This is a genomic window from Skermania piniformis, from assembly GCF_019285775.1.
In the GTDB taxonomy this organism is placed as follows: Bacteria; Actinomycetota; Actinomycetes; order Mycobacteriales; family Mycobacteriaceae; genus Skermania; species Skermania pinensis.
This window is the reverse complement of sequence record NZ_CP079105.1, coordinates 2,653,383-2,675,546: the sequence shown is the minus strand read 5'-3', so window position 1 is coordinate 2,675,546 and position 22,164 is coordinate 2,653,383. Positions and strand designations below refer to the sequence as shown.

At 69.4% G+C, this 22,164-nt stretch carries 20 protein-coding genes and 2 tRNA genes; 12 read left to right on the top strand and 10 right to left on the bottom strand.

All coding sequences use genetic code 11. The annotated features are described in order from the left end of the window. The first annotated feature begins 42 nt into the window (after positions 1-42). Positions 43-114: transfer RNA gene (locus tag KV203_RS12420), tRNA-Gln, on the top strand. 95 nt (positions 115-209) lie between these two features. After that, a tRNA-Glu gene (locus KV203_RS12415) sits at positions 210-282 on the top strand. 130 nt (positions 283-412) lie between these two features. On the opposite strand, the gene KV203_RS12410 is transcribed toward KV203_RS12415, so the two are convergent. Genes KV203_RS12410 through KV203_RS12400 form a run of 3 tightly spaced genes read right to left on the bottom strand, consistent with a single transcriptional unit; the run spans position 413 to position 2,870 of the window. After that, the gene (locus KV203_RS12410; protein WP_066467389.1) at positions 413-1,600 is read right to left on the bottom strand and encodes an acyl-CoA dehydrogenase family protein; all 1,188 of its coding nucleotides are present in this window, start codon (positions 1,598-1,600) and stop codon (positions 413-415) included. A gap of 40 nt (positions 1,601-1,640) precedes the next feature. Further along, entirely contained in the window at positions 1,641-2,141 is a 501-nt protein-coding gene (locus tag KV203_RS12405) for a pyridoxamine 5'-phosphate oxidase family protein (protein WP_066467387.1), read from the bottom strand. 27 nt (positions 2,142-2,168) lie between these two features. Further along, the gene (locus tag KV203_RS12400) at positions 2,169-2,870 is read right to left on the bottom strand and encodes an IclR family transcriptional regulator (protein WP_066467385.1); all 702 of its coding nucleotides are present in this window, start codon (positions 2,868-2,870) and stop codon (positions 2,169-2,171) included. A 110-nt stretch (positions 2,871-2,980) separates the two neighbouring features. Here KV203_RS12400 and leuC point away from each other — a divergent pair, with 110 nt between their 5' ends. The 3 genes from leuC to KV203_RS12385 all read left to right on the top strand — a co-directional run bounded on the left by leuC (position 2,981) and on the right by KV203_RS12385 (position 5,897). Continuing rightward, positions 2,981-4,399 carry a 3-isopropylmalate dehydratase large subunit gene (gene leuC, locus KV203_RS12395; protein WP_157079682.1) on the top strand — a complete coding sequence of 473 codons (1,419 nt, stop codon included), beginning with the start codon at positions 2,981-2,983 and terminating at the stop codon, positions 4,397-4,399. Between the two features lie 19 nt (positions 4,400-4,418). Continuing rightward, positions 4,419-5,027: a 3-isopropylmalate dehydratase small subunit gene (gene leuD / locus KV203_RS12390; RefSeq protein WP_066467382.1), complete on the top strand. Its 609-nt coding sequence runs from the start codon at positions 4,419-4,421 to the stop codon at positions 5,025-5,027. 168 nt (positions 5,028-5,195) lie between these two features. After that, positions 5,196-5,897 (top strand): HU family DNA-binding protein, encoded by a 702-nt coding sequence (locus KV203_RS12385; RefSeq protein WP_066467380.1) that lies wholly within the window; start codon positions 5,196-5,198, stop codon positions 5,895-5,897. A gap of 27 nt (positions 5,898-5,924) precedes the next feature. Here the strand turns inward: KV203_RS12385 and KV203_RS12380 are convergent, their stop codons facing one another. From KV203_RS12380 to cofC, 3 genes are read right to left on the bottom strand one after another with little or no spacing between them, the layout of a single operon-like run. Beyond that, a complete protein-coding gene (locus KV203_RS12380) occupies positions 5,925-6,851 on the bottom strand; it encodes an NUDIX hydrolase (protein ID WP_066467379.1) in 927 nt (308 codons plus the stop codon). Continuing rightward, a complete protein-coding gene (locus tag KV203_RS12375; RefSeq protein WP_246600136.1) occupies positions 6,848-9,007 on the bottom strand; it encodes an RNA degradosome polyphosphate kinase in 2,160 nt (719 codons plus the stop codon). The genes KV203_RS12380 and KV203_RS12375 overlap by 4 nt, the downstream gene beginning before the upstream one ends. 14 nt (positions 9,008-9,021) lie before the next feature. After that, entirely contained in the window at positions 9,022-9,762 is a 741-nt protein-coding gene (gene cofC / locus KV203_RS12370) for a 2-phospho-L-lactate guanylyltransferase (RefSeq protein ID WP_246600135.1), read from the bottom strand. A gap of 48 nt (positions 9,763-9,810) precedes the next feature. On the opposite strand from cofC, the gene KV203_RS12365 reads away from it, so the two are divergent. After that, positions 9,811-10,803, top strand: a complete 993-nt coding sequence (locus tag KV203_RS12365) for an NAD(P)H-dependent glycerol-3-phosphate dehydrogenase (RefSeq protein WP_066467376.1) — start codon at positions 9,811-9,813, stop codon at positions 10,801-10,803. Between the two features lie 75 nt (positions 10,804-10,878). Beyond that, on the top strand, positions 10,879-11,979 hold the full coding sequence (locus KV203_RS12360; protein ID WP_246600134.1) for a D-alanine--D-alanine ligase family protein: 1,101 nt from the start codon (positions 10,879-10,881) through the stop codon (positions 11,977-11,979). 31 nt (positions 11,980-12,010) lie between these two features. On the opposite strand, the gene KV203_RS12355 is transcribed toward KV203_RS12360, so the two are convergent. Then, a complete protein-coding gene (locus KV203_RS12355) occupies positions 12,011-12,592 on the bottom strand; it encodes a DUF3515 domain-containing protein (protein ID WP_066467374.1) in 582 nt (193 codons plus the stop codon). A gap of 79 nt (positions 12,593-12,671) precedes the next feature. Here KV203_RS12355 and KV203_RS12350 point away from each other — a divergent pair, with 79 nt between their 5' ends. The 3 genes from KV203_RS12350 (at position 12,672) to KV203_RS12340 (ending at position 16,343) form a co-directional block, all read left to right on the top strand. Further along, positions 12,672-13,619 (top strand): thiamine-phosphate kinase, encoded by a 948-nt coding sequence (locus KV203_RS12350; RefSeq protein WP_246600133.1) that lies wholly within the window; start codon positions 12,672-12,674, stop codon positions 13,617-13,619. Between the two features lie 9 nt (positions 13,620-13,628). Next, complete coding sequence (locus tag KV203_RS12345) at positions 13,629-14,306, top strand: uracil-DNA glycosylase (RefSeq protein WP_066467372.1); 678 nt, start codon at positions 13,629-13,631, stop codon at positions 14,304-14,306. A 246-nt stretch (positions 14,307-14,552) separates the two neighbouring features. Further along, positions 14,553-16,343 carry a carboxyl transferase domain-containing protein gene (locus KV203_RS12340; protein WP_066467370.1) on the top strand — a complete coding sequence of 597 codons (1,791 nt, stop codon included), beginning with the start codon at positions 14,553-14,555 and terminating at the stop codon, positions 16,341-16,343. Positions 16,344-16,369: 26 nt separating this feature from the next. Here KV203_RS12340 and KV203_RS12335 read toward each other — a convergent pair whose 3' ends face one another. The 3 genes from KV203_RS12335 to rpmB form a co-directional block, all read right to left on the bottom strand. Beyond that, positions 16,370-17,155, bottom strand: a complete 786-nt coding sequence (locus KV203_RS12335; protein WP_157079681.1) for an enoyl-CoA hydratase/isomerase family protein — start codon at positions 17,153-17,155, stop codon at positions 16,370-16,372. A 1-nt stretch (position 17,156) separates the two neighbouring features. Further along, the gene (locus KV203_RS12330; protein WP_066467369.1) at positions 17,157-17,744 is read right to left on the bottom strand and encodes a GNAT family N-acetyltransferase; all 588 of its coding nucleotides are present in this window, start codon (positions 17,742-17,744) and stop codon (positions 17,157-17,159) included. A gap of 77 nt (positions 17,745-17,821) precedes the next feature. Further along, positions 17,822-18,013 carry a 50S ribosomal protein L28 gene (rpmB, locus tag KV203_RS12325; protein WP_011210730.1) on the bottom strand — a complete coding sequence of 64 codons (192 nt, stop codon included), beginning with the start codon at positions 18,011-18,013 and terminating at the stop codon, positions 17,822-17,824. Between the two features lie 222 nt (positions 18,014-18,235). On the opposite strand from rpmB, the gene KV203_RS12320 reads away from it, so the two are divergent. Together KV203_RS12320 and recG are read left to right on the top strand one after the other, a co-directional pair. Then, positions 18,236-19,888: a DAK2 domain-containing protein gene (locus KV203_RS12320; protein ID WP_066467368.1), complete on the top strand. Its 1,653-nt coding sequence runs from the start codon at positions 18,236-18,238 to the stop codon at positions 19,886-19,888. 3 nt (positions 19,889-19,891) lie between these two features. After that, the gene (gene recG / locus KV203_RS12315; RefSeq protein WP_066467363.1) at positions 19,892-22,150 is read left to right on the top strand and encodes an ATP-dependent DNA helicase RecG; all 2,259 of its coding nucleotides are present in this window, start codon (positions 19,892-19,894) and stop codon (positions 22,148-22,150) included. The last annotated feature ends 14 nt before the right edge of the window (positions 22,151-22,164 follow it).

Here is a 22,164-nt window from a genome sequence, read left to right as displayed (position 1 = left end):
GCCTGTTTGATACCCTCTTGCACGGCCCGCATGCGGGCCCCTTGGGGTATGGTGTAATTGGCAACACAGCTGATTCTGGTTCAGCCATTCTAGGTTCGAGTCCTGGTACCCCAGCAATTCCGGCAGGATTTGGTTGCCGGACTCCGGCCAGCTAAGCTGGCCACGTTCTCGGCGTGGGTGTCCGCGCGGAGAACATGAGGAAGTTCCTCGGCCCCGTCGTCTAGCGGCCTAGGACGCCGCCCTCTCAAGGCGGTAGCGCGGGTTCAAATCCCGTCGGGGCTACTGAAGGAAGCCGGCCACGCTCTGCATCGCAGCGTGGTCGGCTTCTCGGCTATTCAAGGTCTGCGACCGGTTCGGCGGCGAAGCGGGCGGCGAGTGTCGCTACGCGTGGTACCGCACTCGCCGCACCGGATCAGCTGCGCGGTTCGGGCACTCGCAGGACCTGCCGGGAGATCGCGTACTTGTGCACCTCGGTCGGCCCGTCGTAGAGCCGGAACGCCCGGATGTCGCGGAATATCATCCCGATCGGGGTCTCGTCGGAGATCCCGATACCACCGAGCACCTGAACGCAGCGGTCGGCCACCCGGAACAGTTCCTCGGCCACCATCGCCTTGACCATCGAGCTCTCGTGCCGGCCCTTCGCGCCCTGGTCGAGCTGCCAGCAGGCCCACCAGATCGCCAGTCGGCACTGCTGCAGTGCGATCTCGTTGTCGGCCAACATGAACCCGACACCTTCGTGCTCGCCGAGCGGTTTGCCGAACGCGGTACGGGTTCGGGCGTACTCGATCGCAATCGACTGCGCTCGCGCGGCGGCGCCCAGCCAGCGCATGCAGTGGGTGAGTCGCGCCGGCGCGAGTCGCAGCTGGGCGTAGCGGAACGCCTGGCCGACCTCGCCGAGCACCGCGGTCGGCGGCAGTCGCAGACCGTCGAAGCGCACGACACCGTGTCCCTCGACGTAATTGCGGTCCATCGTGTCCATCACCCGCTCGATCACGATGCCCGGTTCGCCGCCGTCGCAGAGGAACAGCGTCGGGCCGGCCGGGCCGTGCGAATTCGACTGGACGTCGGCCATGATGATCCAGGTCTTGGCGCCCGGCGCCCCGGTGATCAGCCACTTGCGGCCGTTCACCGTGTACTCGGTGCCGTCGAACACGGCCTGGGTGGCCAGTTGCCCCGGATCCGATCCGGCGCCGCCCGGTTCGGTCATCGCGAAGACCGAACGTTGATGCCCGTCGATGACCGGAACCAGGAAGCTTTCCGCCTGGGCTTCGTTCGCGATCTTCGACAACAGGAACATGTTGCCTTCGTCCGGTGCTGCGCAGTTCAGCGCGACCGGTCCCAACGTCGACCAGCCGGCGGCCTCGAAGAGCACCGCCTGGTCGACGTGCGACGGTCCGCGACCGCCGAACCGGCGATCGGCCTGGAAGGTGAGCAGGCCGCGGTTGCGCGCCCGTTCGACGAGTTCGGCGCGGAGGTCGTCGTTCGGGCCGTGCTGGGTCAGGCGTGGATCGGTCTCGTAGGGCACGATCTCTTCCACCACGAACGCGCGGATCTCGTCGCGGAGGGCGGCGACCTCCGCGGGGATACTGAAGTCGATCATCTCGCTCCGTTTCTGTCCTGGATGTTGCGGCTCGATACTTTCAGTCCGCCGTGGGCGCGGTGGATCCGGCCAGTGGCATCGCCGGTAGGCCCAGCTTGCGGTGATCCCAGCTGCGGGCGCGTTCGGCGCGTACCCGGACGGCGACTCGCTTGTTCATCATCGCCGCGACCAACGGCTCGACCTCGTCGCTGTACGGACCGTTGTAGCGTTCCCAGACGCTGACGCCGAGCCGGTGCAGGGTGGCCGGATCGTCCACGATGTCGGCCCGACCCTCCAGCGATACGCCACGCAGGCTGTCGTAGGTGTCGCCGGCCTCGACCAGGCACGTGATCCGGTTGTCGCGGCGCAGGTTCACCACTTTCTGCGACTTGGCCTTGGTCTCGAACCACACGTCGCCGTCCAGCAGGCCGTACCACATCGCGACCAGATGCGGCATCCCGTCGCGGCCGAGCGTCGCCATCGTGGCGATCCGGCTGTGCTGCAGGAAATCCATGATCTCGCTGTCGGTCATGACGATCTGTGCGCGCTGATTCCGGCTCATTCGGTGACTTTACCGAGCGGCGTGCCGTCAGAGGCGCTTATGCAGTGCGTCGGCGGCGGCGAGCAGGTCGGCCGCCCAGCGGGCCCCCGGCCGCCTGCCCATCCGGTCGATCGGGCCGGACACCGACACCGCAGCAATCACCGAGCCGGCCGAATCTCGCACCGGTGCAGAAACACTCGCTACGCCCGCCGCTCGCTCCCCGGCGCTCTGGGCCCAGCCGCGGCGGCGGACCTCGGCGATCGTGCGCTCGGTGAAGGCGGATTCGGTCAGCAGCGTGCGTTGGGTATGCGAGTCCGCCCAGGCGAGCAACACCTTTGCCCCGGATCCGGCGGTCATCGGCAGCCGGGCGCCGACCAGCACGGTGTCGCGAAGGCCCGCCGGCGGCTCCATTGCCGCGACACAGATCCGGACCGCGCCGTCGCGCCGGTACAGCTGGACACTCTCGCCGGTGATCTCCCGCAGTCGGGGCAACACATTGGTCGCAGCGGTGATCAGTGGGTCGGCGGCCCGGGCGCCCAACTCGGCCAGGGCCGGGCCGGGTCGCCACGCGCCGTCGTCGTCGCGAGCCAACAACCGATGCGTTTCGAGTCCGACGGCGAGTCGATGTGCGGTCGCGCGGGGCAGTCCGGTACGGAGACAGAGTTGGTTGAGATTGCACGGTTCTTCGGCAACCGCGTGCAGCACCGTCACGGCTTTGTCGAGAACGCCGATGCCGCTAGTATGTCTCATGAAGCGATACTATCGTCTCGAAGGTTGAGATTGCATTCCCGAGTCGAGATTGTCTCTGCGGGCCGCGAATTGCCGGCCGAGCACAGAACCGCATGAGTCGAGGTGGATGGATGACCCCGCGTACGTTGGCGGAGAAGGTATGGGATCAGCACGTTGTGGTGCGCGGGTCCGGGGAGGGTGCGTCGCGCGAGCCGGATCTGATCTACATCGATCTGCATCTGGTGCACGAGGTGACCAGTCCGCAGGCCTTCGACGGTCTGCGGCAGGCCGGCCGGCCGGTTCGTCGACCGGATCTGACGATCGCCACCGAGGATCACAACGTGCCGACCGCCGATATCGAGCTGCCGATCGCCGATCCGGTGTCCCGGGAACAGGTAGCCGCGCTGCGTCGTAACTGCGCCGAGTTCGGTATTCGGTTGCACCCGATCGGTGATCACGAGCAGGGCATCGTGCACGTCGTCGGTCCCCAGCTCGGCCTGACCCAGCCGGGAATGACGGTGGTATGCGGGGACAGTCACACCTCGACGCACGGTGCCTTCGGTGCGTTGGCGATGGGAATCGGCACCAGCGAGGTCGAGCATGTGCTGGCGACGCAGACGCTGCCGCTGCGGCCGTTCGCGACGATGGCGATCACCGTCGACGGCGCCTTGCCGCCCGGGGTCACCAGCAAGGACCTGATTCTGGCGGTCATCGCCGAGATCGGCACCGGGGGCGGCCAGGGCTACGTCCTGGAATACCGTGGCCGGGCGATCGAGGCGATGTCGATGGAAGCCCGGATGACGGTCTGCAACATGTCGATCGAGGCGGGCGCCCGCGCCGGGATGATCGCCCCGGACGCGACCACCTACGAGTACCTGCGCGGCCGCTCGCACGCGCCGCAGGGCGCGGACTGGGACGCCGCGGTCGCTGCGTGGGACGAGTTGCGCACCGACGACGGCGCGGTCTTCGACCGGGAGGTGCATATCGATGCCTCGTCGCTGACCCCGTTCGTGACCTGGGGGACCAACCCGGGGCAGGGCGCACCGCTGGCTGCCGCGGTGCCCGATCCGGCCGAGATCGCCGACGAGACCGTGCGTGCCGCCGCGGCGAAGGCGTTGCAGTACATGGATCTCGTACCGGGCACACCGCTGCGCGATGTCCGGGTGGACACGGTGTTCGTCGGCTCGTGCACCAACGGTCGGATCGAAGATCTCCGGGCGGTGGCCGGGGTGCTGGCCGGTCGTCAGGTGGCGTCCGGCGTGCGGATGCTGGTCGTGCCCGGTTCCATGCGGGTGCGGATGCAAGCCGAATCGGAAGGGCTGGGCGAGATCTTCACCGCCGCCGGCGCCGAGTGGCGTCAGCCCGGTTGTTCGATGTGCCTGGGGATGAACCCGGATCAACTCGCCGCCGGCTCCCGATCGGCCTCGACGTCGAACCGGAATTTCGAAGGCAGGCAGGGCAAGGGCGGGCGCACCCACCTGGTTTCCCCCTTGGTGGCCGCCGCGACCGCGGTCCGAGGAACCCTCTCCGCACCGGCGGATCTGGACTGAAACGAGCGGAGGACCGACGATGCAGGCATTCACCACACACACCGGAATCGGCGTCCCGCTGCGACGCTCCGACGTCGACACCGACCAGATCATCCCGGCGGTCTATCTCAAGCGGGTGACCCGGACCGGATTCGACGACGGATTGTTCGCCGCGTGGCGCGCCGATCCGGAATTCATCCTCAACACAGAGCCGTATCGTCGCGGCAGCGTGTTGGTTGCCGGGCCGAACTTCGGCACCGGGTCGTCGCGGGAGCATGCGGTCTGGGCGCTGTCCGACTACGGCTTTCGGGTGGTCGTATCGTCCCGATTCGCCGACATCTTTCGCGGCAATGCCGGTAAGGCGGGGTTGCTCGCCGCGCAGATGGCGCAGCCCGACGTGGAGCTGCTGTGGAAGCTGCTCGACGAGCAACCGGGACTGGAGTTGACCGTCGATCTGCACGCTCGGACGGTGGCCGCGGGAACCATTGTGCTGCCCTTCACCATTGATGACTACACCCGATGGCGCCTGCTCTCCGGTCTGGACGATATCGGGTTGACCTTGAATCAGGTCGATGCCATTGCGGCGTACGAAAAGACAAGGCCGTCATGGAAACCGACAACCCTGCCGGTGCCGGTCGGGCCGGAATGACGTTGCGCGCCCGCGCGGGCCGGGGTGGACGGCGGAATGGCCGGGCCTGAATTGCTGCGACCAAATTTGCATGAGATTTGCCGCGGCACATAGACTCTTGCACAACAGGGGTTTACGGTGTAGGCAGTCGGCCCGTAGAAGGGGCCCATCTTCCGCGGAGGAACTTCTATGAACAAAGCCGAACTGGTCGACCTGCTCACCGAGAAAATCGGTACGGATCGACGCACGGCGACCGAAGCCGTGGAGAACGTCGTGGACATCATCGTCCGCGCGGTGCACAAGGGGCAGAGCGTCACCATCACCGGTTTCGGCGTGTTCGAGCAGCGTCGCCGGGCCGCCCGGGTCGCGCGCAACCCGCGGACGGGCGAGACGGTCAAGGTCAAGCCCACCTCGGTGCCCGCGTTCCGGCCGGGCGCTCAGTTCAAGGCGGTGATCGCCGGCAAGCAGCGACTTTCCGCGACCGGGCCGGCGGTGAAGCGGGGTTCGGGCACGGCCAAGCCGGCTGCGAAGAAGGCTGCGGCGGCGAAGAAGACGACGGCGACGGCGCGCAAGACCGCCGCTACCAAGGCGACCCCGGCGAAGACGACCCGGTCGACGGCGGCGAAGGCCACGACCGCTGCCACCAAGGCTACGCCGGCGAAGACGACCACGGCGCGCAAGACGGCCGCTACCAAGGCGACGCCGGCGAAGACGACCACGGCGCGCAAGACGGCCGCTACCAAGGCGACGCCGGCGAAGACGACCACGGCGCGCAAGACCGCTGCCACCAAGGCGACCCCGGCGAAGACGACCCGGTCGACGGCGGCGAAGGCCACGACCGCGCGCAAGACGCCCGCCAAGAAGACGGCGACCAAGCGCACCGCCAAGTAGCCGAAGTGCGGTGCGCCCGATGAAACGTCAGTCGGCCGACGGCAGCGGACCGACGGTGTGGTCGACCGCGACCAAGCGGCCGTCGTAGAGCGACAGCACGTACATGCTGCCCTTGGCATTTCGCGTCGGAGGTAGGGACACTCCGTCCTTCGCGGCCCAATCGGCGAGCAGGTCGGGAATCACCTGCCCCTGGCTGCAGAGCACTCTGATCCCGCGTTTCGCGGCCAGCCGGTGCGCCCGGGCTCGGCCGGCGGCGGGGTCGGCGGCATACGTTTCGTCGTCCAGGGTCGGTTCCAACTGGATCGGGGTATCCAGTACTTCTGCGAGCGGAGCGACCGTCTGCACGCAGCGTGTCCGGTCCGCCGAGTGGACATGGGTGGGGCCGAATGCCAGGAGATTCGGCACCAGTGCTCGTGCTTGACGCCGCCCCGACGCGTCCAACGGTCGGATCCGGTCGTCGGTGCTGTCGTCGTGCGCCCGGCTGCCGGCGCGGGCGTGCCGGACCACGATCATGGTGGTCGTGTCCGGCCGCATTTCGCCGAATCGGCGGACGATCTGCTGATCCATCGGGTACGACAGCTCGTGCACAGCCTCCGCACTGTGCAGCCAACGCAGCTGGTCCACTTCCCGATTCGGCCGAAACCGTCCGGTCATGGCCTCGGCCGCCCAGTAGTCCACCCGTTTGAGTCGGTGTCGGCCGGGTACCGGGTAGACGACGTAGCCGAGCTGACGGCCGAGTCGCGCGTGGAAGCCGGTTTCCTCACCGACCTCTCGTACCGCGGCCATGATCGGGGTCTCGTCGACCTCCAGTTTTCCCTTGGGCAGGGACCAATCGTCGTATCCGGGCCGGTGGACCACCGCTATCTCGAACCGACCGGGCTCGGCCGGATCTCGCCGCCACAGCACCGCGCCGGCCGCGAAAACGCTGGGTTGGACCGGGATCCGGTCGGTCACGAGGCGCCGCCGCGCCGTTGCCGCATGAACTCCTCCTGATAGTCGTTGCCCTTTCCGTCGGTCGGCGACGCGTTCCAACCTCCGTCCGAGCTCAGAACCCAACAACGCGTGGCCGGGTCGAGCGCCGAGTCGAAGATGCCGGCCAGCTCGGTGGTCAATCGTGATTCGGTGACCTGCACCATCACCTCCACCCGGCGATCCAGGTTGCGATGCATCATGTCGGCGCTGCCGATCCAGAATTCGTTCTGCGCGCCGAAGGACAAGATCCGGGAATGTTCCAGGAATCGGCCGAGAATCGAGCGGACGGTGATGTTCTCGCTCAGCCCGGGTACGCCGGGTTTCAGCGCGCAGATACCCCGAACCACGATCTCCACCGGTACGCCGGCCTGCGACGCCCGATACAGCGCGTTGATCACTTGCTCGTCGACCAACGCGTTTGCCTTCAGCCGGACCCGGGCAGCCGGGTCGCCGGTTTCGTGCAGCCGGATCTCGCCGTCGATCCGGTCGATGATCCCGGCCCGGACGCCGTACGGAGCCACCAGCAGTCGGCGATAGTCCGCTTTGCGCGAGTAGCCGGTGAGCGAGTTGAACAGGTCGGTCAGGTCGGCCCCGACGTCCGGAGCGGCGGTGAGCAATCCGACGTCCTCGTACAGCCGGGCGGTCTTCGGGTTGTAGTTGCCGGTCCCGATATGGCAGTAACGCCGGATCGCCGCGCCCTCCCGCCGGACCACCAGACAGGTCTTGCAATGTGTCTTGAGCCCGATCAGGCCGTACACCACATGAACCCCGGCCTGCTCCAACGTGCGCGCCCACTTGATGTTGGCCTGCTCGTCGAACCGCGCCTTGATCTCGACCAGCGCCACCACCTGTTTGCCGGCCTCGGCCGCGGCGATCAGGGCGTTCACGATCGGCGAGTCACCCGACGTCCGATACAGCGTCTGCTTGATCGCCAGCACCTGCGGATCGGCGGCAGCCTGTTCGATGAACCGCTGCACGCTGGTGGAAAACGAGTCGTACGGGTGGTGTACCAGCACGTCGCCCTCGCGCAGGGTGGCGAACACGCTCTTCGGCGTCTCCCGGTCGGCGAACGCGGGGTGGGTGACCGGAACGAACGGCGACTCCTTCAGTGCCGGCCGGTCGACCCCGTACACCTGCCACAGGCAGGACAGGTCCAGCAGCCCGGGCAGCTCGATCACGTCGTCCGGGTCGACGTCGAGCTCGCGCAGCAGTAGCTCCAGCATGTGTTCGGACATGTCGTCGGATACCTCGAGCCGGACCGGGGAACCGAACCGGCGCCGGGCGAGCTCCCGCTCCAACGCCTGCAGGAGGTCCTCGTCCTGGTCCTCGTCGACCTCGAAGTCGGCGTTGCGAGTGATCCGGAACGCGCGATGTTCGACCACCCGCATGCCGGGGAACAGCGCGTCCAGGTGGGCCGCGATCAGATCCTCCATCGGCAGGAACGCGGCCTGGGAGGGGCTCTCCTCCCCACGCCGCACCCGGACGAACCGATCGACGTTGTCCGGCACCTTGACCCGGGCGAAATGCTCGCCGCCGGTCTCGGCATCCTGCACCGTCACCGCCAGGTTCAGGCTCAGCCCGCTGACGAACGGGAACGGGTGTGCCGGGTCGACCGCCAGTGGGGTCAGCACCGGAAAGACCTGTTCTTTGAAGTGCGTGGACAGCCGTCGGCGCGCGTCCTCGTCGAGGTCGGCCCAGGAGATCACCGAGATGTTCGCGGCGTTCAATTCCGGCAACACCGAGTCGAGGAAGACCTGGGCGTGCCGTCGGGCGATTTCGCGGGCGCGCAGCGCGATGAGTTCCAGCTGCTCGCCGGGAGACAGCCCGTCCGCGGACCGGACGGAGAGGCCGGTTTCGTCGCGGCGCTTCAGCCCGGCCACCCGGACCATGTAGAACTCGTCCAGGTTGGACGCGAAGATCGCCAGGAACTTGGCTCGTTCCAGCAGCGGAAGATCGCGATCCTCGGCCAGCTCGAGCACCCGGGAGTTGAAGTCCAGCCAGCTCAGTTCGCGGTTGAGGTAGCGGCTTTCGGGGTGCTCGGTGGCAGCGGCCGGCGCCGCCGAAGCAGCGCGGTCGGTGGTGGTCTTTCGTCGCCGGCGGGGAGAACCGGACGGTCGTTTCGTCTCACCCTGGGTCACCCTGAGATCATCCCTCACGGTGCCGATCCGGGGCACCCCCACAGTGCTGATCCGGTCGGGAATTTCGGTCCTTGCCATCCCATGTCGACGATCTCGCGCAACAGTCCGGCAGTGGTCGGGCCGGTGCCCAGACGGTGCGATACCGCCAGATCGGCGGCGGTGTCCACGTCGTGCCGTAACCCCGGCCATTCGCCGGACGGCTCGGCTGCTCCGGCGGCGCGATGTCGGTCGGCCGACCTCGGGCCGAACCGCGGATCCAGCGATCCGGTCGGGTCGGGTTGCAGGAGCGCGGTTGTGCCCACCCCGTGCTGGTCGGCGACGAACGAACGTCGCCCGCCGGGCGCGGCGGCCAGGAATGCGGTGAGTTCGGCGGGCCGCAGTGCCGGTAGGTCGGCCTGGACGGCGAGGATCGCGCCCGGACCGTGCCGGCGCCGGGTGCGGCTCGCCGCAAACTGCAACGCGGCGTTCAGCCCACCGACACCCGGTGCGGCCCTGTTCGGCGGTTCGGCCAGTGCCCACCAACCCCATTCGGTGACGGCGTCGCGGACCCGCCGGTCGGGACTGACCACCGTGATCGAGACCACCGCGGACGCCGCGCCCGCCGCCGCGCCGGTATCGGCGAGCATCGCCAGGACCAGCTGACGGCGAACCGCCGGGGCGAGCGTGTCACCGAGCCGACTCTTGGCCAGGCCTAGCCGCTTCACCGCGATCACCGCGTGCACCCGGGTCCGCATGGGGTCCAATCCTGCCAGCATCGGCCAACCGCTCGCCCTCGACCGGGCGGCCGAGCTAGGTTCGACGATATGAAGGCAGCAGTGCTCGGAGCGGGATCGTGGGGTACCGCGTTCGCGAAGGTCCTTGCCGACGCCGGGACGGACGTCACCATGTGGGCACGCCGGCCGGAGGTTGCGGCGGCGATCGCCGACCGGCGGGAGAACCCGGATTATCTGCCCGGGGTGACGTTGCCGCCGATCGCAGCGACCCACGATCACGTGGCCGCGCTCGCCGGCGCCGACGTCGTCGTGCTCGCGGTTCCGTCGCAGACGCTGCGGGGCAATCTGGCGACCTGGCAGGCGGCGCTGCCGGAGCAGGCGACTCTGCTCAGCCTGGCCAAGGGGATCGAAACCGGCACCCTACTCCGGATGAGTCAGGTGATCACGCAGGTGACCGGTGCGGATCCGGCACGGATCGCGGTGTTGTCCGGCCCGAACCTGGCCAAGGAGATCGTGGCCTGTCAGCCGTCCGCGACGGTGATCGCCTGCGCTGATTCGGCGCGGGCGATCGATGTGCAGAAGGCCTGCGTGACCGGCTACTTCCGGCCGTACACCAACTCGGACGTGATCGGCTGCGAGATCGGCGGTGCGTGCAAGAACGTGATCGCGCTGGCCTGCGGCATCGCTTCCGGAATCGGGATGGGCGAGAACACGATCGCCAGCATGATCACCCGCGGTCTGGCCGAGGTGACCCGACTGGGCGTTGCGCTCGGTGCGACGCCGGCCACGCTGGCCGGACTGGCCGGGGTCGGTGACCTGGTCGCCACCTGCAGTTCGCCGCTGTCGCGCAATCGGTCGTTCGGCCGGGTGCTCGGCGAAGGTGGATCGATGGAGCGGGCGCAGGAAGCGGCCCACGGACAGGTCGCCGAAGGCGTCAAGTCCTGCACCTCGGTGCTCGCGCTGGCGGACAGCTACGACGTGGAGATGCCGATCACCGAGGCGGTACACCGAGTCTGCCACCAGGGGTTGTCGGTGCCCGACGCGATCGGAATCCTGCTCGGCCGGCGGATCAAGCCGGAGTAGTGGCGGAATCGGCCTACCGCTCGACTCGGCGGACTCGCTCGGCGCAAATTGCCTGCTGACGGTACGGTTTGCAGCGTGAAGAACCGGATCAGGGTGGCCGTGCTGTTCGGGGGCCGCAGCAACGAGCACGCCGTGTCGTGTGTTTCCGCCGGCAGCGTCGTGTCTCAGCTCGACCCGCAACGCTATGACGTCGTGCCGATCGGCGTCACACCGACCGGCGCCTGGGTGCGGTATCCGGCCGATCCGGCAGCGCTGACCTTCGCCGGTGGTGCCTTGCCGGCCGTCGATCGGTCCGGTACCGCGGTCGCCCTCGGGATCGACCCGGGCAACCCGGGCGCGCTGCTGGCGCTCGACCCGGTCGGAGCCGGGCAGGTGCTGGACACGGTGGACGTGGTATTCCCGGTGCTGCACGGCGCCTACGGTGAGGACGGCACGGTGCAGGGCCTGCTGGAATTGGCCGGTATCCCGTACGTCGGGCCGGGTGTACTGGCCAGCGCGGCCGGAATGGACAAGGAGTTCACCAAGAAGCTGCTGGCGGCAGACGGCCTACCGGTGGGCCGGCAGGTGGTGCTGCGGCCCGGCACCCCCACGCTCGACCCGGCCGCTCGCGCCGACCTGGGACTGCCGGTGTTCGTCAAGCCGGCTCGGGGCGGTTCGTCGATCGGGATCAGCCGGGTCGCGGACTGGGCCGACCTGGATACCGCGATCGCCGCGGCCCGCCGGCACGACCCGAAGGTGATCATCGAGGCCGCGATCGACGGCCGGGAAGTCGAATGCGGGGTGCTCGAGTTTCCGGACGGTCGGGTCGAGGCGAGCGTGGTCGCGGAGATCCGTATGCCGGAGGTGCCGGCCCACGACGCGTTCTACGACTTCGACAGCAAGTATCTCGACGACGTCGTGCAGTTCGACGTGCCGGCGAAGTTGGACGATGCGGTGGCCGCGGAGATCCGGGGGCTGGCGGTCCGCGCCTTCCGGGCGTTGGATTGCCAGGGCCTCGCCCGGGTCGACTTCTTCGTCACTGCGGCCGGGCCGGTGATCAACGAGATCAACACCATGCCCGGATTCACCGCGATCTCGATGTACCCCCGGATGTGGGAGCAGGCCGGCCTGGACTATTCGACGTTGGTCACCACCCTGGTGGAGACTGCGTTGGCGCGCGGCGTCGGGCTGCGCTGATCGGCGGTTGCTGATCGACCGGTGACGGTGCTCAGCCGGGCACCGGCGCCGGGTCGATCGGTCGCGCCGGCAGCGCCGCAGTGATGGCTTCGGCGACGACCTGCAGTGGAGTCGGACCGGCATCGCGGGGCAGGGAGAGCGTGACGTATACGGCTCGATCGACCGCGTACCAGGTGCTCGTGGTCGGGTCCGGGTTCGCCGCCTCGAACCACAGCACCCCGTCGACCTGCTGCAGCGCGGCTCCGACGGTGAACTCGGGCGGGCGGTCCAGCCCGCAGCGCAGCACGATCGGCGCGGTTCCGTCGGATCGTCGCCAGGCGTGGGTGCCCGGCGGCACCGGCTCGGCGATGCGTGCCGTCGGGTAGTCGCCCAGCTCGTCGGGCATCGCCGCGAGCAACGACGTGCACTCCGGGCTCGGTGCGGCCGGCGCAGCCGCCTGGTTCGTGGGCAGCCGAACCGGGTCCGTCGAGCGGTGGTCGTCGATTCGTGCCGCGGCGATGATCACGCCGACCAACCCGATGATCGGCAGCGCGAGCCCGAGCGCGAACCGGATGCGATATCGGGCCGGACCCGGCGTCGGGGCCGCTGTCTCGGTCGGGTCGCTGATCTCCACACGCTCCTGCTCGGCTGGATTAGGCTGCCGTTCAACCTACCCCGGTAGGTCGGCCGAAAATCGGGATCGGAGGCTCATCGTGGCGCCGCGGACAGTCGCCGAACTGGGCGAGGCCGGCGTGATCGCACTGATCAACAGCGACCGGAGCCAACCGGCCACGACGCTGCTCGGCCCGGGCGACGATGCTGCCGTCCTGGCTGCGCCGGACGGTCGGGTGGTGGTGACGACCGACATGCTGGTCCAAGGTCGGCACTTCCGGCTGGACTGGTCCGATCCGGCGGATGTCGGGGCGAAGGCGATCGCGCAGAACGCTGCGGATGTCGTTGCGATGGGAGCCAGGCCGACCGGGTTCGTCGTCGCGCTCGGTTGTCCGGGGGACACCCCGCTCGCCACGGTCGAGGCGCTGGCCGCCGGGATGTGGGCCGAGGCCGCCCGCGCCGGTGGCGGAATCGTCGGCGGAGATCTGGTGCAGAGCCCGATGATGGTGCTCTCGGTGGCGGCATTCGGCGACCTGGATGGCCGGGACCCGGTGCGGCTGACCGGTGCGCGGCCGGGCGACATCCTCGGCTACGCCGGTCGATTCGGTTGGTCGGCTGCGGGACTGGCGCTACTCGAGGCCGAACGCACCGAACCGGCCGAACCGATCGCGGTGCATCGCCGCCCGGCACCGCCGTACCGGGCGGGCGTTGCCGCCGGGCGCGCCGGGGCGACGGCGATGACCGACGTGTCGGACGGGCTGATCGCCGACCTCGCCCAGCTCGCGGCAGCGTCCGGGGTACGGATCGACCTGGCCGCTGCGCGGGTCGTCGATCCGGCGCTGACCGGTATCGCCGCGGAACTGGGCGCAGATCCGCGGGTCTGGACGCTCACCGGTGGGGAAGATCACGCGCTGGTGGCGACGTTCGATCCGAGATCGGACATTCCGGCCGGTTGGCGGACGGCCGGCACCGTCGGTCCCGGATCCGGGGTATGGGTCGACGGGGTCCGCTGGTCGGGCGCGGGCGGTTGGGAATCGTTCACGCGATAGATTGCCGCCATGTCTGCGAAGCCGCTGCCGGAGGTCGTCGAGCGAGGGTGGGCGGACGCACTGGCGCCGGTGGCCGAGCAGATCACCGCCCTGGGCGCGTTCCTCCGCGCCGAGAACAGCGCCGGCCGAGGATATCTGCCGGCCGGCGCGAATGTGTTGCGGGCGTTCGCTCAGCCGTTCGGCCGGGTCCGAGTGCTGATCGTCGGCCAGGACCCCTACCCGACGCCCGGGCACGCGGTCGGTCTCAGCTTTTCGGTTGCGCCGCAGGTTCGTCCGGTACCGCGCAGCTTGGCGAACATCTTCGCCGAATACTCCCGCGACCTGGATTTGCCGACGCCGAGTTCCGGTGACCTGACCCCGTGGGCCGAGCAGGGTGTGCTGTTGCTGAACCGGGTGCTCACCGTGACCCCCGGCCGATCCGCGTCGCATCGTGGGAAAGGTTGGGAGACGGTCACCGAGCAGGCGATCCGAGCCCTGGCCGACCGATCCGAGCCGCTGGTCGCCATCCTGTGGGGCCGGGACGCGGCGAACCTGGCGCCGTTGCTCGGCGACGTACCGATCATCGAATCGGCGCATCCGTCGCCGTTGTCCGCGTCGCGGGGGTTCTTCGGGTCGCGGCCGTTCTCCCGCGCGAATGCGGCGCTGGTCGAGCTGGGCGGTGACCCGATCGATTGGCGGCTACCGTGACCCGGTCCGATCTGCGGTCGTCCGCGCTCGGCCTCGTTGGTGTTCGCGCGATGGTCCGGCGATAATGGCCGGGCGGCGCTTCGACGCCGCGGTACGCCCGTCCGGCGCGGCGACACACCGCCGCCGGGGGACTACGGCCCGGGGGATCGGGCTGTGGTGATTTCACGTTCGGCCCAGCAGTCGGGAAAGGGACAGTCCGGGAAGGGAGTCGGTGAGATGGCACGACACACAAGGGTCGAGTCACCGATGCAGGCAACCGTCGTGGCAGTGCCGGTGGCGGTCGGCGACCGGGTCCGTCAGGGCACCGTCCTGGTCGTGCTGGATTCGATGAAGATGGAGCACGTCATCTCCGCGGCTACCGAAGCCGAGGTGACCTGGATCGGTATCGGCGCCGGGCAGGTGGTCGACGCGGGGGAAAAGCTGATCGAACTCGACGAGCGGCCGGTGGAGGTGGAGTACCGGCCGGAGCCGGCGCCGCTGGATCTGAACGGCATACCCGGCCCGCTCCAGGCGCTGCGGGACCGGCTCGCCGTTGTGCTGGACGAACACCGCCCGCGGGCGGTGCAGAGCCGCCACGAGCTGGGTCATCGGACCGCCCGGGAGAATATCGACCACCTCTGCGACCCGGACAGTTTCATCGAGTACGGCGCATTGGTCGTCGCCGCGCAACGGCAACGACGTTCGATGAGCGATCTGATATCGCACACGCCTGCGGACGGTCTGGTTGCCGGGATCGGGCAGGTGAACGGCGAGCGGTTCGGGCCCGACCGGAGTCGATGCGTCGTGCTGGCCTACGACTACACGGTCTTGGCCGGCACCCAGGGTGTGCTCAATCACCGTAAAGCGGATCGGATGTTCGCGGTGGCGGGCCAGGAACGGCTCCCCGTGGTGTTGTTCGCCGAGGGGGGCGGCGGCCGGCCGGGGGACACCGATACCACCCAGGTATCCGGACTGGACGTCGAAACCTTCTACACCTATGGACGACTCAGCGGTGTGGTGCCCCGGGTGGGGATAGCGGCCGGCCGCTGTTTCGCGGGCAACGCGGCCCTGCTCGGCACCTCGGACGTGGTGATCGCCACCCAGGATGCCTCGATCGGGATGGCTGGTCCGGCGATGATCGAAGGCGGCGGCCTGGGCAGTTACACCCCCGAGGAGATCGGCCCGGCCGACGTCCAGGCCGAGGTCGGCGTGATCGACGTGCTGGTTGCGAGCGAAGCGCACGCGGTGCAGATCGCGCAGCAGTATCTCGGCTATTTCCAGGGCCCGATTGCCGACTTCAGCTGCTCGGACCAGCGGGTGTTGCGCCACCTCGTCCCGGAGAACCGGCGGCGACGGTATGCGGTGCGCGACATCATCGCCGAACTCGCCGACCTGGATTCGGTGCTCGAGTTGCGCGCCGAGTTCGGGGTCGCGGTCGTCACCGCGTTGATGCGGATCGAGGGCAAGCCGATGGGGGTCATCGCGAGCAACCCCGAGCATCTCGGCGGTGCGATCGATGCCGACGCCGCGGACAAGCTCGCCCGGTTCCTGCAGCTCTGCGACGCTTTCGGCCTACCGATTGTATCGCTCTGCGATACACCGGGATTCATGGTCGGCCCGGACTCCGAAGAGTCCGGCGCGGTGCGCCGGATGTCCCGGCTGTTCGTCGTCGGCTCGCACCTGACGGTGCCGCTGTGCGCGATCGTATTACGCAAGGGCTATGGACTGGGTGCGCTGGCGATGGCCGGCGGCAGCTTTCGCGCGCCGGTCGCCACGGTCGCCTGGCCGACCGGCGAGATCGGCGGCATGGGGCTGGAAGGAGCCGTGCGACTGGCCTTTCGGGGTGAGCTGGAGGCCATCGAAGACCCGGACGAGCGCGCCCGGTACTTCGACAAGCTGGTTGCGTTGGCCTATGAGCAGGGGCAGGTGACCAACGCGGCATCGGTATTCGAGCTGGACGCGGTGATCGACCCGGCCGACACTCGGGGATGGATCATTCGCACGCTGGCCAGCGCGGCGCCGGGGACGCGCACGGGCCGCTACATCGATACCTGGTGAGCTGCCGAGACGTTCGGGTGTGGCGCTCAGCGGGGCCACTGCGGGCGTCGTTTGGCCACGAACGCGTCCACACCCTCGCGCCCGGTCGGCCCCGCGGCTGCCGCCGCGATCGACTCGCGTTCCAGATCGAGCTGCTCGGCAAGCGAGTTCGTCGCCGACCGGTCGAGCAGAGTACGGATCGCGGCCATCGCCGCTCGTGGTCCGGCGGCCAACGTATGGGCCAGTTCGGCGGCAGTGCCGGCGATTTCGGTGTCGTCGACCAGCCGGCTGAGCAGGCCGAGCCGGACCGCATCGGTGGCCGGGATGGTGGCGTCGGTGAGCAGGATGTTCCGCGCCCGGCTCGCGCCGACGATCCGCGGTAGCAGCCAGCTCATCCCACCGTCCGGGGTGAGCCCGATCCCCGGGTAGGCCGGTCGAAGTCGGGTGCTCGGTCCGCCGATCGCGATGTCCGCGCCACAGACCAGGCTCATTCCGGCGCCGGCCGCCCAACCCTGGACGCCGGCAACCACCGGGACCGGGGCGGCCCGTAGGGCCAGGACGAGTCGATGCAACCGGCCGGCCAGGTCGTCGAGATAGCCGGATCGATCCGCCGCCGCTGCGAAGTCGCGCACGTTACCGCCCGCGCAGAAGTTGGCTCCGGTGCCGCGCAGCAGAATCGCGCCGATTCCGGGATCCAGTTCGCGGACCGCGGTAGCTGCCGGCACGAGCGCATCGCCGGCGAGTGCCGTGCCATCGGCCGCGGTGGCGATGGTCACGACCAGCACATCGGTGTCGGTCCGGACAAACGGTTCGGTCGTATCCACGGACGCCACCTTATCGAGTGGCGCCCGTCCCGGGTGGATCCCGGACCATCCGGACGAGGTAGGCCGAGCCGAAGTCGTCCTTGCGCCGGACACCGTCGACGGTGAATCCGTGCCGGTGGTAGAACGCCTGGGCTCGCAGGTTGCGTTCGAACACCCAGAGTTGGCAGGCGTCGGCGCCGACCGCGGCGGCGATCAGTGCGTCGGCGATGCCGTGACCCTGATGTGCGCGGAGCAGGTAGAGCGCGCGTAACTCGGTCCGGGGGATCTCGGTGCCGGGGATCGAATGGGGTGGTGGCTCCGGTGGCCCGGCGTCGGCGAAACCGATCACCTGGTCGGGCAGCTCAGGCTGTCGTGGCTCGTCCGGACGGTTACCGATACGGTCGATCAGCGCTACCCGCGTGCGACCTGCTCGGTCGACGGCACGGGCCCACCGGGCGGTCACCCGGTCGACGTCGAGCGCACTCAGCACGTGGTCGGGTACCAGCCCACGGTAGGACTCCTGCCAGCTCACGACATGGCATCGGGCGATGCCGCGGGCATGCTCGACGGTCGCCGCCGCCACCCGCCACGGAGCCCCGCCGGCGGTCGGTCGGAACATGCCGGTAGCCCCGCCGGAACAGGCGGGGTGCCGGGGTCGGGCATGCCGACACCCGGGATGATCACAGCACGTGGCGGTCAGCCGCGAACGACCTTGCCGGCCTTCAGGCAGGAGGTGCACACGTTCATCCGACGGGTGTTGCCGGGCGCAACCTGGGCCCGCACGGTCTGGATATTCGGGTTCCATCGACGATTCGTCCGCCGGTGTGAATGCGACACCGACTTGCCGAAGCCGGGCCCTTTGGCGCAGACGTCACAGACGGCAGCCATAGTCGCGAACTCCTCGTTGTTCGTTCGAGCGTAGGTATTCGTTCGAGCGTGGTCGTGGGGGCCCTCGCAGGCGAGCAGACGCCGGCGCCAGGCAACCCTGCAAGACTAGCCGACGGTGGGTACGGCGCCAAACCGGGCCGCCGAGTGGAGACCGGCGGGCGGCGCGGCAGGACGGTTAGTCTGGCGATCGAGTCGGACCGGAGGTGAGCGGAGGCGGACGCGGTGCTCGACCAGCTCGACGGCGCGGCCATCGCCCGCTGGGGACGTGCGGGGCTCGCCGAGCTCACCCGGCAACGCGCCGAGATCGATCGGCTCAACGTGTTCCCGGTAGCCGATGCCGACACCGGGACGAACCTGATGTTCACCATGCAATCGGCGATGCACGCGGTGGACCGACTGCCGGCCGCCGACGCGGAGTGCGCGGGCGCGGTGAGCGCGGCGATGGCGGCAGGCGCCACGCACGGGGCGCGCGGCAACTCCGGAATAATTCTCGCGCAAGTGCTCCGCGGGATCGCCGAGGTTGCCCGCGCGGGCCCGCTCACCGCCGCGACGTTGGGGCAGGCACTGGAGCGAGCCGCGGTACTGGCGCGGCGTGCGGTCGGGGCGCCGGTCGAGGGCACGGTGGTGACCGTGCTCGCGGCCGCGGCCGCGGCCGGGTCGGACACTGCGGCCGGGGCGGATACTGCCGGCAGCGGGGGTGCATCGCTGGCCCGGGTAGCCGATGCCGCCGCCGGAGCGGCCACGCTGGCGTTGCGGCGAACCCCGACCCAGCTGCCGCTGCTCGCTGCTGCAGGGGTGGTGGACGCCGGTGCGCGTGGGCTGGTCGTGTTGCTGGATGCGTTGGTTGCGGTGGTCGCCGGTGCCGTGCCGGATCGGCCGTCGGCCGACCCCGCCGTGGTGCCGGCCGCGGTCGCGTCCGCCGAACCGGCACCGTTGGAGTTGCCGCCGGCCGGCGAGTACGAAGTCATGTTTCGCGTGGCCGACACCGACGAGACGCGGATCGATCGGCTGCGCGACCGGTTGGCCCGGCTCGGCAGCTCGGTGACCGTCGGCGGGGACGGTGCGGGCGACTGGTCGGTGCATGTGCATTGTGCCGATGCGGGTGCCGCGGTGGAAGCCGGCGTCGCCGCAGGCCGAATCCATCGCGTGCGGATCACCGGCCTGGCCGGAGTTGCGGTGTCCGGAGCCGAAGCCGCGCTGCCCCCGGCCGATCCGACGTCGGGACGGGGCATTCTGGCGTTGGTCGCCGGTAGCGGAGCGGCCGATCTGTTCACTGCCGAGGGGGCGACGGTACTGCGGGTGGATCAGCCGATTGCGGGCGCCGATCTGCTCGCGGCGATCCGGTCGATGCCGCATCGGGAGGTGGTGGTGCTGCCGAACGGTGCCTTGCCGGCACAGGAACTGGTGGCGATCGGCGTCGCAGCGCGGGACGGCCGGCGCGAAGTGTTGTTGCTGCCGAGCGCGGCCACCGTGCAAGGGCTGGCGGCACTGGCCGTGCACGACCCGGCGCGAGCCGTGGTGGACGACGTCTTCACGATGTCGGAAGCTGCCGCCGGGACCCGGTGGGCGGCGCTGCGGATCGCTACCGAGCGAGCGCTGACCATGGTCGGGGAATGTGCGCCCGGCGATGGTCTCGGCCTGATCGGTCCGGAGGTGGTCGTCATCACCGCGGACGCATTCTCGGCCGGAGCGGCATTGATCGACCGCATGCTCGGCACCGGTGGCGAATTGTTGACCCTGCTGACCGGTGCCGACGCACCGGCCGACCTGGTCACTCGATTGTCGACGCACGTCGCGGCCCGGCACCCGGGGGTCGACGTGGTTCGTTACTCCGGTGGCCAGGTGGGCGACCTGATTCAACTGGGGGTGGAGTAACCCATGGCTGCGCTGACCGACCGGCTCGATCACCTGCTCGGCGACCGGGCGGCGAACTCGTTGGCCCAGGAGTTCGGGCTGTCCACCGTCGCAGACCTGTTGCGGCACTATCCGAACCGACACGCCACCCGCGGCCACGCGCTCGCCGAGGAGGCGCCGGAGAACGGCGCCCACATCACCATCGTCGGGACGGTCGCCGCGGCCGAGCTGCGTCCGATGCGGCAGCGTAAGGGGTATCTGCTGAAGGTCCGGGTGGATACCGGCAGCCGGCAGGTGGATATCACCTTCTTCAACGGCCACAAGGTGAAGCACGCGATCAAGGTGGGCGACCACGCGATGTTCTCCGGCACGGTCAAGTACTTCCGGGACAGCTGGAGCCTGAACCATCCCGGCTACCTGGTCTTGCCGAACGTGCTGGCCGATCCCGAACTGACGGAGTCGCTGCCGGTCGGCCCGCCGAAGGCCGGTGGTGATCTGAAGGCGATGGCGCGCAGCGCTCCTGGAGCGGCGCCGGGTCTCGATCTGTCCATCTTCGACCGGCCGTTGATCCCGGTGTATCCGGCGACCAGCCGGATCGAGAGCTGGGACATCGTCCGGTGTGTTCGTCAGGTGCTCGATCAGCTCGATCCGATCGAGGACCCCCTGCCGGCCCGGCTGCGGCGCGACCGCGCCCTGCTCGACCTGGACACCGCGCTGCGCTCGATCCACTTCCCGGAGCGACTCGACGACGTCGAATGTGCCCGCGCTCGGCTGAAATTCGATGAGGCAGCGGCGCTGCAACTGGTTCTGGCGCAACGCCGCCGGGAAAACTCCGACCGGACCGCGCCGGCCTGTGCGCCCCGCGCCGACGGTGTCGCCGCCGACTTCGAGCGAGCGCTGCCGTTCCGGCTCACCGCCGGACAGACCACGGTGGCAGCGGAGATCGGCGCCGACCTGGCCCGCACACATCCGATGAGTCGGCTGCTGCAAGGTGAGGTGGGCTCGGGCAAGACCATCGTGGCGTTGCGGGCGATGCTGCAGGTGGTCGATGCCGGCCGGCAATGCGCGCTGTTGGCGCCGACCGAGGTGCTCGCGGCACAGCACTATCGGTCGATCCGGCGGATGCTCGGGCCGCTCGGGCGCGCCGGCGAGCTCGATTCGGCACCGAACGCCACCCAGGTGGTGCAGCTCAGCGGCTCCATGGGCACGCCCGCCCGGCGGGCTGCACTGCTCGCCGCGGTGAGCGGCACGGCCGGCATCGTGATCGGCACGCACGCCCTGATCCAGGATGCCGTCGAGTTCGCCGATCTCGGCCTGGTGGTCGTCGACGAACAGCATCGGTTCGGGGTGGAACAGCGAGATGCATTGCGGGCCAAAGCTCGCGGTGGGACGACGCCGCATCTGCTGGTGATGACCGCCACCCCGATACCGCGGACGATCGCAATGACCACACTCGGCGACCTGGAGACCTCGACCCTCACCGAGCTGCCGGCCGGTCGCTCCCCGATCACCACTCGGGTGGTCGCCGCGCGGGTCCGGCCACAGTGGGTCGAGCGAGCCTGGGTCCGGATCACCGAAGAGGTCGCGGCGGGGCGGCAGGCCTACGTCGTGTGTTCGCGCATCGGCGACGGCGACGGCAAGGACGGCGCCGAGAAGAAGAGCGAAACTCCGGACACCCACGCGGTGCTGGACGTCTACGAGGAACTGCGCCAGGGCCCGCTGCACGACCTGCGCGTCGGACTGTTGCACGGTCGCCAGCCGGCCGAGGAGAAGGATGCCGCGATGCGCGCGTTCACGGCCGGCGAGCTCGACGTCCTGGTCTGCACCACGGTGGTCGAGGTCGGGGTCGACGTGCCGAACGCCACCGTTATGGCGATCATGGACGCCGACCGGTTCGGGGTCAGCCAGCTGCACCAGCTGCGCGGCCGAATCGGTCGGGGCACCCACCCCGGACTGTGCCTGCTGATCACCGAGGTCGCGCCGGACGGCGCCACGATGACCCGGCTGGAAGCGGTGGCGGCGACCACCGACGGTTTCGAGCTCGCGCTGTTGGACCTGCGGACTCGCCGGGAGGGTGATGTGCTCGGTGCCGCGCAGTCCGGGACCGGCGGTGGGTTGCGGTTGCTGTCTCTGCTGGACGACCTCGAGGTGATCACCGCGGCGCAGCAGTTCGCCCGGGCGATCGTCGACACCGATCCGGGGCTGTCCGCCCACCCCGGTCTGGCCGGGATGATGACCTCGGCGCTGGACGCGCGGCGGTTGGAGTTCCTGGCGAAGTCGTGAGCCGCGTACCGTCG